General features: G+C 69.8%; 10 protein-coding genes. 7 read left to right on the top strand and 3 right to left on the bottom strand.

Going from position 1 to position 12,138, the window contains the following annotated elements; translation table 11 throughout:
* Nucleotides 1-145: 145 nt before the first annotated feature.
* The gene (locus ACWDNU_RS43075) at nucleotides 146-625 is read right to left on the bottom strand and encodes a hypothetical protein (RefSeq protein ID WP_370936395.1); all 480 of its coding nucleotides are present in this window, start codon (nucleotides 623-625) and stop codon (nucleotides 146-148) included.
* A 183-nt stretch (nucleotides 626-808) separates the two neighbouring features.
* On the opposite strand from ACWDNU_RS43075, the gene ACWDNU_RS43070 reads away from it, so the two are divergent.
* The 3 genes from ACWDNU_RS43070 to ACWDNU_RS43060 all read left to right on the top strand — a co-directional run bounded on the left by ACWDNU_RS43070 (nucleotide 809) and on the right by ACWDNU_RS43060 (nucleotide 4,062).
* Nucleotides 809-1,480, top strand: coding sequence for a GntR family transcriptional regulator (locus ACWDNU_RS43070; protein ID WP_449673102.1), 672 nt, complete (start codon nucleotides 809-811; stop codon nucleotides 1,478-1,480).
* A 63-nt stretch (nucleotides 1,481-1,543) separates the two neighbouring features.
* On the top strand, nucleotides 1,544-2,956 hold the full coding sequence (locus ACWDNU_RS43065) for an aldehyde dehydrogenase family protein (RefSeq protein WP_449673101.1): 1,413 nt from the start codon (nucleotides 1,544-1,546) through the stop codon (nucleotides 2,954-2,956).
* Between the two features lie 23 nt (nucleotides 2,957-2,979).
* Nucleotides 2,980-4,062 carry an alcohol dehydrogenase catalytic domain-containing protein gene (locus ACWDNU_RS43060; RefSeq protein ID WP_449673100.1) on the top strand — a complete coding sequence of 361 codons (1,083 nt, stop codon included), beginning with the start codon at nucleotides 2,980-2,982 and terminating at the stop codon, nucleotides 4,060-4,062.
* Between the two features lie 41 nt (nucleotides 4,063-4,103).
* Here the strand turns inward: ACWDNU_RS43060 and ACWDNU_RS43055 are convergent, their stop codons facing one another.
* Nucleotides 4,104-6,419 carry a transketolase-like TK C-terminal-containing protein gene (locus ACWDNU_RS43055; protein WP_449673099.1) on the bottom strand — a complete coding sequence of 772 codons (2,316 nt, stop codon included), beginning with the start codon at nucleotides 6,417-6,419 and terminating at the stop codon, nucleotides 4,104-4,106.
* A 133-nt stretch (nucleotides 6,420-6,552) separates the two neighbouring features.
* Here ACWDNU_RS43055 and ACWDNU_RS43050 point away from each other — a divergent pair, with 133 nt between their 5' ends.
* Nucleotides 6,553-7,032 carry an Lrp/AsnC family transcriptional regulator gene (locus tag ACWDNU_RS43050; protein ID WP_370936400.1) on the top strand — a complete coding sequence of 160 codons (480 nt, stop codon included), beginning with the start codon at nucleotides 6,553-6,555 and terminating at the stop codon, nucleotides 7,030-7,032.
* 3 nt (nucleotides 7,033-7,035) lie between these two features.
* Here the strand turns inward: ACWDNU_RS43050 and ACWDNU_RS43045 are convergent, their stop codons facing one another.
* Complete coding sequence (locus tag ACWDNU_RS43045; RefSeq protein WP_370936401.1) at nucleotides 7,036-7,329, bottom strand: DUF3040 domain-containing protein; 294 nt, start codon at nucleotides 7,327-7,329, stop codon at nucleotides 7,036-7,038.
* Between the two features lie 152 nt (nucleotides 7,330-7,481).
* Here ACWDNU_RS43045 and ACWDNU_RS43040 point away from each other — a divergent pair, with 152 nt between their 5' ends.
* The 3 genes from ACWDNU_RS43040 to glgX all read left to right on the top strand — a co-directional run.
* Nucleotides 7,482-8,336, top strand: coding sequence for a TIGR03619 family F420-dependent LLM class oxidoreductase (locus ACWDNU_RS43040; protein WP_449673098.1), 855 nt, complete (start codon nucleotides 7,482-7,484; stop codon nucleotides 8,334-8,336).
* A gap of 264 nt (nucleotides 8,337-8,600) precedes the next feature.
* The gene (malQ, locus tag ACWDNU_RS43035; protein ID WP_449673097.1) at nucleotides 8,601-10,541 is read left to right on the top strand and encodes a 4-alpha-glucanotransferase; all 1,941 of its coding nucleotides are present in this window, start codon (nucleotides 8,601-8,603) and stop codon (nucleotides 10,539-10,541) included.
* Nucleotides 10,542-10,595: 54 nt separating this feature from the next.
* A partial coding sequence (gene glgX, locus ACWDNU_RS43030; RefSeq protein WP_449673096.1) for a glycogen debranching protein GlgX occupies nucleotides 10,596-12,138 on the top strand: 1,543 nt, incomplete at its 3' end.

The raw sequence follows: 12,138 nt of genomic DNA, 5'->3' as shown, positions 1-12,138 counted from the left end.
ATCCGGGTCAAGGGGTTGGCCATCCGGCCGGATGGCCAACCCCTTGACCCGGATGCGTGACGGCGAGCGGCAGACTCGCCTAGCCGGGCACCACCGCCGAATCGGATCGGGTCACCCTTGTGCCGCGGATTTTTCCTGGCATCGGCTACTCACCGGCCGCGGGAGTGTGGGTGACCAGCAGGGTCACGCCTGCTTCGCCGTCGCAGTCGACCATCACCGGGCCGACTCCGTTGCCGACCTTCGTGGTGATTTTCGCTGTTGCCTTGAAGGCGTCCGGGTTCGCGTCGACGATCTTGACGTCCTTGAGGATCTGGTGACCCGGGAATCCGCCGATCACCTTCTTCAGGCCCTTGCCTCCGCCGCAGTTGCCGGTGAGCGTGATGTCCCCGCCGGGGGCGGCCGGGTTCGGGTCGATCTTCACGGTCGCCCGGGCTCCCTCCGGCGGCTGCTCGGCGGGCGGCTGGGCAGCAACAGCGGCAGGAGCGGCGGCCGCTACGGGCGCAGCCGGATGATCGCCGGTGGCCGCCGCGGCGACTCCGATCGTTCCTCCGGCGATGACGGCCGCCGCGAGTGCCGTGCCGACGACCAGGCGGCCGTGGCGCAGAACCGAAGACTTCACTGACATTCCGTTTCCCTCCCTCGAAGTGTCCATTGAGGACACTCTGCGGTTCGCCCCGGTGCACGGGGTTCGTCCGGATAGTCGAGGCGACCCCCTCCGCGGGTTCTCGCCGGAGCAAAAAGTGACCGGGGTCACATCCGCGGGCAACGGCTACGATAGCGGGAAATCGAACGCTGGCGGGGAGTTTTCGTGACAGTGGCCGGAGAAGCGCGCGAACGGCTGAGCCCGCGGGTCGCCAAACAGGTGCGCGATCTGATCCTGACCGGCGCGGTCCGCGGCGGCGAGCGGCTGCGGACCGAGCATCTGGCCGAGCGCCTCGGCGTCAGCGCCACCCCGGTCCGCGAGGCGTTGATGGCGCTCGCGGGCGAGGGCATGGTGGATTTCCGTCCAGGGCGCGGATTCCGGGTGATCCCGGTGACGCGCCGCGACGTCGTGGACGTCTACGCGATGCAGGCCTACGTCTCCGGTGAGCTGGCCGCGCGCGCGGCGGAGGCGTTCGATCCGGCGGGGCTGGCGCGGCTGGACGACCTTCAGCGCGAGATCGAGAAAACCGTCCGCGACGGCGACCTCGACGCGACCGAGCGGGCCGATTTCGCGTTGCACCGCATGGTCAATCACACCGCCGCCTCGCCCAAGTTCACCTGGATGCTGTCTTTGACGCTCCGGTATGTGCCGTTTTCGGCGTATGCGGACATTCCCGGCTGGCCGATCCTCGCGCGCGACGACCACGATCGGGTGCTCGCTGCCCTGAACGAGCGAAAGCCGGACGCGGCGCGGGAGGCGATGGCGGCGCACATCCGCGAGGCGGGGGACCTGCTGGTCGACTTCCTTGCGGCACAGGGCGTCCTCGCGGCGCACTAGACAGCCGGTGCGTTTTCTATAGAATCCGCCGGGAGGGAGAGAACCCAGATCGAAGGAGACTCGGTGGCGGAGCGCGACGTGCTGTACCTCGGCGGCGAATGGGTCCGCTCGGACTCGGACGCCACGATCCCGGTGGAAAACCCGGCCACCGAGCAGGTCCAGGCGCACATCCCGGAGGGCACGGCCGCCGACGTCGACCGGGCGGTCCGGGCGGCGCGCGAGGCGTTCCCGGCGTGGGCCGCGACCACGCGGGCGGAACGCGCTGAGCTGCTGGGCAAACTCCTCGACGGGCTGGCGAAGCGAGCCGACGAGATCGGCGAGACGATCGCGAAGGACGTCGGCACGCCGCTGCGGATCGCGACCCGGATCCAGGCCGCGCTGCCGCAGACCGACGTGAAGACGTACGTCGATCTGCTCGGCCAGGACGAGCCGGAGGAGAAGGTCGGCAACTCGCTGATCGTCCGCGAACCGGCGGGCGTGGTCGCGGCGATCACGCCGTGGAATTACCCGCTGCACCAGATCACCTGCAAGATCGCTCCGGCGCTGGCTGCGGGCTGCACAGTCGTGGTCAAGCCGAGCGAGGTCGCGCCGTTGAGCGCGTACCAGTTGTTCGACGCGATCCACGACGCCGGTTTTCCGCCCGGCGTGGTCAATCTGGTCACCGGATACGGGCCGGCGGTGGGCGAGGCGCTGGCGACGCATCCAGAGGTCGACGTCGTGTCGTTCACCGGTTCGGTGCGCGCCGGCACCCGGGTGGCCGAGCTGGCGGCACGCACGGTCAAGCGCGTCACGCTGGAGCTGGGCGGCAAGTCCGCCAACGTGATCCTCGGCGACGCGGACCTGGCGACGGCGGTCAAAGTCGGCGTCTCCAACGCGTTCCTCAACGGCGGCCAGACCTGCACGGCGTGGACGCGCATGCTCGTCCCGCGCGAGAAGCACGACGAAGCGGTGGCGCTCGCGAGGACGTTCGCCGAGGGGTTCACGACGGGCGATCCGTTGGACCCCAAGACAAAACTCGGCCCGCTTGTCTCGGCAGCACAACGCGACCGGGTGCGCGGCTACATCGAGAAGGGCATCGCCGAGGGCGCGACTCTGGTGACTGGTGGTACTGAAGCTCCTGCGGACACAGGTTACTTCGTAGCACCGACAGTTTTCGCGGGCGTGGACCCGGATTCGACGATCGCGCAGGAGGAGATCTTCGGCCCGGTGCTGTCGATCATCCCGTTCGACGACGAGGAGGACGCGCTGCGCATCGCGAACAACTCCCGCTACGGCCTGCACGGCGCGGTGTGGTCCGCCGACCAGGACCGGGCGCTGGCCTTCGCGCGCAAGGTCCGGACCGGGCAGATCGACGTGAACGGCGGGGCGTTCAACCCGCTCGCCCCGTTCGGCGGCTACAAGCAGTCCGGTCTCGGCCGCGAGATGGGCCGGGCCGCGCTCGACGAGTTCACCGAGCTCAAATCCATCCAGCTCTAGCACGACCCGAAGGAGAAGACACCGTGGTCAAAGCCGTGGTTGTGCGCGAGCAGGGCGGCCGTCCGGAGGTGTGCGACATCGCGTTGCCGCCGGTCGGGTCCGACGACGTGCGGGTGCGGATCGCGGCCGCCGGGGTGTGCCATTCCGATCTGTCCATGGTGGACGGAACGCTGCGCCCGCAGTACCCGTTCGTGCCGGGACACGAGGCGTCCGGCGTCGTGGCCGAGGTCGGCAATGACATCACGCACGTGCAGCCGGGGGACCGGGTGGTGCTCAACTGGGCCGCCGCCTGCCGGGAATGCTGGTTCTGCCTGGCCGGAGAACCGTGGTTGTGCTCGGCGATCGAGGGCGTCACCACGTTGCCGCGCGGGGAGTTGGACGGCGAGCCGCTCAACGTCGTGCTCGGCGTCGGCGGATTCGCCGAGGAAACCGTGGTGCCCGGGCGATCCGTCGTGCCGCTGCCGGACGGCGTTCCGCTCGATCTGGCCGCGTTGATGGGCTGCGCGGTGCTGACCGGGGTCGGCGCGGTGCGCAATACCGCGAAAGTCCGAAAAGGACAGAGCGTGCTCGTGCTCGGTCTCGGCGGGATCGGATTGTGCGTGGTGCTCGGGGCGAAACTTGCGGGAGCCGGGCAGATCATCGCGGCCGACCTGTCGCCGGAGAAGGAAGCGCTCGCCCGCGCGGCCGGCGCGACGGATTTCCTGGTGAGCGACGACAAACTCGCCAAACAGGTGCGTGGGCTGACCGACGGTCGCGGCGCGGACTACGCCTTCGAATGCGTCGGCGCGGCGACGACGATCCGCGCGGCGTGGAGTTCGGTGCGCCGCGGCGGGCACTGCACGGTGGTCGGCGTCGGGCGAAAAGACCAGCAGGTCGTGCTGAACCCGCTGGAGATCTTCCACTTCGCCCGCACGCTCACGAGCACCGTCTACGGCGCTTCCGACCCGGACATCGACATCCCGGTTCTCGCCGGCGAGGTCCGTTCCGGTGCGCTCAACCTGGAAACCCTGGTGACGCACCGGATTTCGCTCGAGGAGGTCGGCGAGGCGTTCGACCGGATGCGGCAGGGACAGGGCGCCCGGTCGCTGATCCGGATCGGGGACTGAAAGACCGGCCGGGACCGCATCAAGGTCCCGGCCGTCCTCGCTCAGTCGGCCACGTCCAGCGCGGCTTGGATAATGCTGTCCGTGTCGATGCCGTGATGCCGGTACACGCTCTCCAGATCCCCGGACTGCCCGAACCGCGTCACGCCCAGGTGCGACGCCCGCACGCGGTGGACGTTCGCCAGGAACGCCAGCGTGTGCGGATGTCCGTCCAAGACCGTCACCATCGGCGCGGATCGTTCGGACGGCAGTGCCGACTCCAGGATCCACGTCTCGGCCGTGTCCTGCCCCGCCCGCGCCTGCACAGCGCGGAACAGCAGGCCGGGGCTCGTCACGCACACCACATCGGCGTGCTTGCCCAGCGCGTCCAGCCGGTCGGCGGCTTCCAGCGCCTCGGTGACCATCGCGCCCATCGTCACCAGTGTGACGTCCGGGCGGGCCACCGCGGCGGTGCGGATCGGATACGCGCCCGCCACGACCTGGCGGCGGCGACGTTCCCGCGCGGCCGGATCGGTCGGCACCGCGGCCAGGCTCTGGTCCACCGGACGGGTCGACAGCCGCAGGTAGGCGGAAGTTCCGTCGGGGCGGCCGAGCCGCGACAGGGAAGCCAGCAGGGTCCACTCGACGTCCAAGGCGAACGCCGGTTCGTACGTCACGCAACCAGGCTGTTCGAGCCCGACCGACGGCGTGGTCACCGACTGGTGCGCGCCGCCCTCGGGCGCGAGCGTGACGCCGGACGGCGTACCGACCAAAATGGACTGTCCGCCGCCGTAGATGCCGAACGACCACGGTTCCAGCGCGCGCTCCACGAAGGGGTCGTAAAGCACCCCGATCGGCAGCAGCGGACGGCCCCAGCGCGACCACGTGGTGCCGAGTTCGCCGAGTGCGCTCACCAGGTTCACCTCGGCGATGCCCAGCTCCAGATGCTGTCCGCTGGGCCGCTCGCGCCAGTGCAGGATCGTCTCGGGGTCGTCGGCGAACCAGTCGACGCGTTCCTGCGGCGACCACACGCCGACCTTGTTGACCCAGCCGCCGAGGTTGGTGCTGGACGAGACGTCCGGGCACAGCGTCACGACGAGTTCCGCCGCCTCGGGCGCTTCGCGGGTCAGGTCGAGCAGCGCGCGGCCGAGCGCGGCCTGCGTCGTGGTGCGACCGGACGGCGTGCGGCCGATGTCGGACGGCAGCGCCGGAACCGGTTGCAGCGAAACGGTTTCCCGCTCCAGGCGAGTGGCCGTCGAAGCGCACAGCTGGGCGGCGGCAGAGCCTTCGGGAAACTTCTGCCACGGGTTGTCCGGCGAGATTCCGACCCGTGAGGCCAGCGAACCCAGCTGCTCGGCAGTCAGCAGCGACGAGTGGTTCTGCGGATGTCCCTCGCTGGCGAGACCGAAACCCTTGACGGTGTAAGCGAAAACAACCGTCGGCCGGTGGTCCTCGATCGCGTCGAACGTGTCCAGCAGCGCGGACAGGTCGTGGCCGCCGAGGTTGCGGATGGCGGCGTGCAGCGTGTCGTCGTCGAGAGTGTCCAGCAGCGGAGCCAGTTCCGGCGTCGTCAGGCGTTCACGCAGCTGCGCCGGGGTGCAGCGGATGAGCCGCTGGTACTCCGGGTTCGACATCTCGTCAATCCGCGTGCGCAGCGCCGCGCCGCCCGGCCGCTCGAACAGTTCCTGCAGCAGCCGGCCGTACTTCGCGGTCAGCACCTGCCAGCCGGCCGCCTCGAACATGCCCTGCAGCCGGGTCGCGCCGATGTTCGGCACCACGCGGTCGAGCGACTGCCGGTTCAGGTCGACGATCCACACGACCTCGCCCAGTTCCGCCACGTTCGGGTCGAGGATCGCTTCCCAGCACGCGCCCTCGTCCAGTTCCGCGTCGCCGACCAGCGAGTACTGCCGTCCGGCGCCCGCGCCGCCGCCGTGGGATTCGACGTAGCGCCGCGCCAGCGCGCCCCAGATCGGGGCGGTCGCGCCGATGCCGACGGAACCGGTGGAGTAGTCGACGCGGTCCGGGTCCTTCGAGCGCGACGGGTAGCTCTGCAGGCCGCCGAACTCGCGCAGCGTCGTCAGGTACTTCTCGTCGAGGTCGCCGAGCAGGTAATTGATCGCGTGCAGCACGGGGGAGGCGTGCGGCTTGACCGAAACCCGGTCCTCGGCGCGCAGCCGGGCGAACCACAGCGCGGTCATGATCGACACCATCGAGGCGCTGGACGCCTGGTGCCCGCCGACCTTGAGCCCGGTCGGATTGGGCCGGACGCGGTTCGCGTGGTCGATGATCGCGGTGGACAGCCACAGAACCCGGTCCTGCACCTCGCGCAGGACGGTCACCGTGTCGTTGTCCGGAAGGCGTTCGGGGGCGGCGCTGCTCACGACGGATCGGACCTTTCTTGGGCGGAAAGTTCAGGACAGTCCAGCAGAGCTGGGTAGGGTGCACAACAAGCGCGTTCGACATTGCGCAGAACGCCCAGGACAGCACCTCGCGGTGCGGAGAGGACTGCGCAGCATGCCCAGCACTCAACGGCTCGACGCCACCGACGCCCGGATCCTGCTCGCGCTCGGCCGCAACCCGCGGGCCACCGCCGTCGCGCTCGCCGACGAGCTGGGCCTGTCCCGCAACACCGTGCAAAGCCGGCTCGCCCGCCTCGAACAAGGCGACGCGCTGCGCTCGGCCGAACACCGGATCGACCCGGCCGCGCTCGGCTACCCGCTCACCGCGTTCGTGACGGTGCAGGCGCGGCAACGGCTGCTGGACGAGGTCGGCCGCGCGCTCGCCGCGGTGCCGGAAGTGCTGCAGGTGCGCGGATTGACCGGGGCGCAGGACCTTCTGGTGCACGTCGTCGCGACGGACGCGGACGATTTGTACCGGATCGCCGGGGAAATCCTGGAAATCCCCGGCGTCGAGCGCACCAACAACGCGCTCGTCATGCGCGAGATGGTGCCTTACCGGCTCACCCCGCTGCTCGAGCGCGCTGCCCGGCGCTGAAAATCACGGCTGGTCGTCGGCCGCCCGCTCGCGGCCGCGCTGCAGCATGGTCCGGTGCGCCCACACCAGCAGCGGCGCGGCCAGCAGGCCCCACAGGAACCAGCCGGTGTCCCCGGCCATCAGGCCGAACACCAGCATCAGCAGAACTGTCGCCTCGGCGAGCACGAGGATCTGCCGCCACCGCCGGGACTGCGCGGGCAGCACGCCTTGGCTCAGCGTCGCGGCGAACACGGGGTCGCTCGCGGCGAGTTCCTCTTCGATCTTCCGCAGGGCGCTGCGGTCGCGATGGGGCAGCATGATCCCCTCCTCGGGCAGGACGGGCCGGTGATCGCTCAAGTACCAGTGGAGTACCCGTCCCCGGTCGCCGTCAAGCCCGGGTTTTCGCGGGAATAATCGCCCGTGCCCGGAGGCCGTTGCAAACTGAAACACGTTCTAATAACGTGCCGGGGGTGAGATACGGGATCGTGTTGTTCACCAGCGACCGGGGCATCTCCCCGGCGGCGGCCGCCCAAGCCTCCGAAGAGGCCGGATTCGCGACGTTCTACGTGCCCGAGCACACCCACATCCCGATCCGGCGGGACGCCCCGCATCCCCGGACCGGCGACTCCTCGCTCCCGGACGACCGCTATCTGCGCACGCTGGATCCGTGGGTCGCCCTCGCCAGCGCGGTGCCGGTGACCTCGACGATCCGGCTGGCGACCGCGGTGGCGCTGCCGGTGGAGAGCGATCCGATCACGCTCGCCAAAACGGTCGCGACGCTGGACCACCTGTCCGGCGGCCGGGTCACGCTCGGCGTCGGGTTCGGCTGGAACACCGACGAACTCGCCGACCACGGGGTGCCCGGGAAGCGGCGGCGCACCGCGCTGCGCGAGTACCTCGAGGCGATGCGCGCGCTGTGGACCGAGGAAGAGGCGAGCTACTCCGGCGAGTTCGTGGAGTTCGGGCCGAGCTGGGCGTGGCCGAAACCGGTGCAGCCCAAGGTGCCGGTGGTCGTCGGCGCGGGCGGGAACGAGCGCACGTTCCGCTGGATCGCGCGGCACAGCGACGGCTGGCTGACCACGCCCGGCGAGGGCGACATCACCGGGAAAGTCGCGCAGTTGCGCGAAATCTGGCGCGAGGAGGGCCGCGACGGCGAGCCGGAGGTGATCGCGCTCGGGCCGCGCCCGGATCCGGAAGGGCTGGCCAAGCTCGAGGCGGCGGGCGTCACCGAGGTCGTGTTCGGGCTCCCGGACCGCTCGGCGGGCGAGGCCGAGGCGTGGCTGGACCGGCTCGCCGGAAAGCTCGGGCAGCTGGCCGGAGCCTGACGGCGTCCACTTCGGACCGCACTACCTCCGTTGGTATGGACCTGCGCGCTGGAAGAGCAAAAAGCGCCTGAACGGGTGAACCCGGCCGCCACGCGTCATTCCTGAGGCGGCCTTCCCTCTTGTTTCGTGTGGCGGTGACCGGCCGGCACGCCCCCCGACCGGCCGGTCACCGCTTCGCCCGTCTGCGGCGGCGAGGCGAATGGCGCCGCGCGGCGCCGCCCGGGACACTGGTCCGGTGCGCATTCCCGTTCCCCGGACCGAAACGTGACCCCCGAGCTGGCCGAACTGGCCGCTGCCCACGGCGTCGCCACCCGCTACGAAAACGCCGACCAAATCGAAGTACCGGTCGACCCAGACGTCGTGATCGCCGTATTGGCGCAGCTCGACGTCGACGCCGGTACTCCACAAGCAATTCAGCGAGAACTGGCTGCGGTGCGGGAAGCCCGTGCCTCGCAAGCGTTGCCGCCGACTGTCGTGGTGCGCGCCGGGCAAGAACGCGAACTCGGCCGAGCTGCCACCGTCGAACTCGAAGACGGCACAGCGCGTGACGTCGGCACCACACTTCCGGCTGACCTTCCGCTGGGCTGGCACGAGATCGTGACCGCGGAGCAACGGGTTTCGCTGGCTGTCGTCCCGGACCGGCTGCCCGCGGTGCCTCCCGCGTGGGGCTGGATGCTGCAGCTTTACGCGCTGCATTCCGAACAGTCGTGGGGCATGGGCGATTTCGGCGATCTCGCCGCGATGGCGTCCCGGTCGGCCGCCGAACTGGGCGCGGGCGTGCTGCTCGTCAACCCGGTGCAGGCGATCAGTCCGGCGCATCCGGTCGAGCGGTCGCCGTATTCGCCGTCCAGCCGCCGGTTCGCGAACCCGCTGTACCTGCGGGTCACCGACACCGAAGCGTTCGCTCGCGCCGATGAAGACACTCAGCGACAGGTACGGGAGCTAGCGCCGGATCCGATCGGCGAACTGATCGACTACGACGCCGTGTGGACCGCCAAACGCGCCGCGCTGGAACTGCTGCGCCCGCACCACCCGAACCCGATCGAACTGGACGACGACCTCCGCGATTTCGCCGCGTTCGGCGCGCTCGCCGAGGTGCACGGCAGCGACTGGCGCGAGTGGCCCGAGCCGTTGCGCGATCCCGGCAGTGCCGAGGTGGCCGCCGCGCGGGAGGAACTGGCCGAGCGGATCGAGTTCCACGGCTGGCTCCAGCAGCTCTGCCACGAGCAGCTCGACAACGTCCGGCGCGCCGCGCGCGAGGCGGGCATGCCGGTCGGCGTGGTGCACGATCTGCCGGTCGGGGTGCATCCCGGCGGTGCGGACACCTGGGCGCTGCGGAACGTGTTCGCCGCGCGGGTGCGGGTCGGCGCGCCGCCGGACGCGTTCAACCAGCAGGGCCAGGACTGGAATCTGCCGCCGTGGCGGCCGGATCGGCTCGCCGAAGCCGGATACGCGCCGTTCCGCGACGTCGTGCGCGGCGTGTTGCGGCACGCTGACGGCATCCGGGTGGACCACGTCGCCGGAATGTGGCGGCTGTGGTGGATTCCGCCGGGCGAACCGGCTGGTCGCGGCACGTACGTGCACTACGACGCCGAAGCGATGCTCGGCGTGCTCGCGCTGGAAGCGCATCGCGCGGGCGCGGTCGTGGTGGGGGAGGACCTCGGCACTGTCGAGGACACCGTCACCGAAACCATGCACGAACGCGGTCTGCTCAGCTCCGCCGTGCTGTGGTTCCAGCGCGACTGGGACACGCCCGGCAAGCCGTTCGTCCGCCCGGAGAACTGGGATCCGGCCGCGATGGCGAGTATTTCAACGCACGACCTGCCGACAGTGTCCGGCTGGCTCGACGCCGAGCACGTGCGGGTGCGAGCCGAACTCGGCCAGCTTGACCGTCCGGTGGAGCAGGAGTACGCCGAAGCGGCGGCCGAGCGGACGGCGCTGCTCGAACTGGTTGCCAGCGAAGGAATTCCGGACGACGACTTGGTGGTCGCCTTGCACACGCTGCTCGCTTCGGCGGCGTCGCGGCTGGTGCTGACCGCACCGGCGGACGTCGTCGGCGAACGGCGCCAGCCGAATTTGCCGGGCACAGTGGATGAGTACCCTAACTGGCGCATCCCGCTTCCCGTCACTGTCGACGGGTTCTTCGCCGACCCGCGGGTGCGGGCGGCGGTCGCCCCGCTCGCCGCGGCCCGCCCGGTGCGCTGAACAACTCGAAAAGCCCGTCCGGACAACGAAAACCGATGCCCAAGGAGAAGCCCTGTGCGGCCCTGGCCCGGAAAGCCCTACCCGCTCGGCGCGACCTACGACGGCGTGGGGACGAACTTCGCGCTGTTCTCCGAGGTCGCCGAGCACGTCGATCTCTGCCTGTTCGACGACGAGGGCAACGAAACCCGCTCGCGGCTGGAGGAGGTCGACGGCTTCGTCCACCACGGCTACCTGCTCGGCGTCGGCCCCGGGCAGCGGTACGGATTCCGCGTGCACGGGCCGTACGACCCGAGCCGCGGCCAGCGCTGCAACCCGAGCAAGCTGCTGATCGACCCGTACGCCAAGGCGTTGTCGCGCGGCGTCGACTGGAGTGAAGCGCTGTTCAGCTACCGCTTCGACGACCCGGAGCAGCTCAACGAGGACGACTCCGCCGGTCACGTGCCGTATTCGCTGGTGGTCAGCCCCTTCTTCGACTGGGCCAACGATCGCGCGCCGCGGGTGCCGTACCACGAAACGGTCATTTACGAGACGCACGTGCGCGGCATGACGATGACGCATCCGTTCGTGCCCGAGCGGCTGCGCGGCACGTACGCCGGGCTGGCGCATCCGGCGATCGTGGAGCACCTGCAGAAACTCGGCGTGACCACAGTGGAGCTGATGCCGGTGCACCAGTTCGTCACCGACCACGGTCTCGACGAAAAGGGCCTGCGCAACTACTGGGGTTACAACACGATCGGGTACTTCGCGCCGCACGACGGGTACGCCGCGATGCAGGGCCAGGGCGGACAGGTGCAGGAGTTCAAGGGCATGGTCCGCGCCCTGCACGAGGCGGGCATCGAAGTGATCCTCGACGTGGTTTACAACCACACCGCCGAGGGAAACCACCTCGGCCCGACGCTGTCCATGCGCGGCATCGACAACGAGGCGTACTACCGCCTGGTCGAGGACGATCCGCAGTACTACATGGACTACACCGGCACCGGGAACTCGCTCAACGTGCGCAGCCCGCACACACTGCAGCTGATCATGGATTCGCTGCGGTACTGGGTGACCGAGATGCACGTGGACGGCTTCCGGTTCGACCTCGCCTCCGCGCTGGCCCGCGAGTTCTACGACGTCGACCGGCTGTCGACGTTCTTCGACCTCGTGCAGCAGGACCCGATCGTGAGCCAGGTGAAGCTGATCGCCGAACCGTGGGACGTCGGGCCCGGCGGCTACCAGGTCGGCAATTTCCCGCCGCTGTGGACGGAGTGGAACGGGCAGTACCGCGACACCGTCCGCGATTTCTGGCGCGGCGAGCCGTCCACGCTGGGCGAGTTCGCGTCGCGCATCACCGGTTCGTCGGACCTCTACCAGGACGACGGCCGCCGCCCGTTCGCGTCGATCAACTTCGTGACCGCGCACGACGGCTTCACGCTCACCGATCTGGTGTCCTACAACGAAAAGCACAACGAGGCCAACGGCGAGGACAACCGCGACGGCGCGGACGACAACCGGTCCTGTCCGATTCTCCTGCTGCTCGCGCGGATCGCGCAGGGGCTTTCGCTCGGCGGGGAGGTGTCCAACGCTTCCGCTTACCTCGGCGAGGTCGCGCCCA

The sequence above is a fragment of the Amycolatopsis sp. NPDC003676 genome (assembly GCF_053587275.1).
This window is presented reverse-complemented; position numbering and strand designations above follow the sequence as displayed.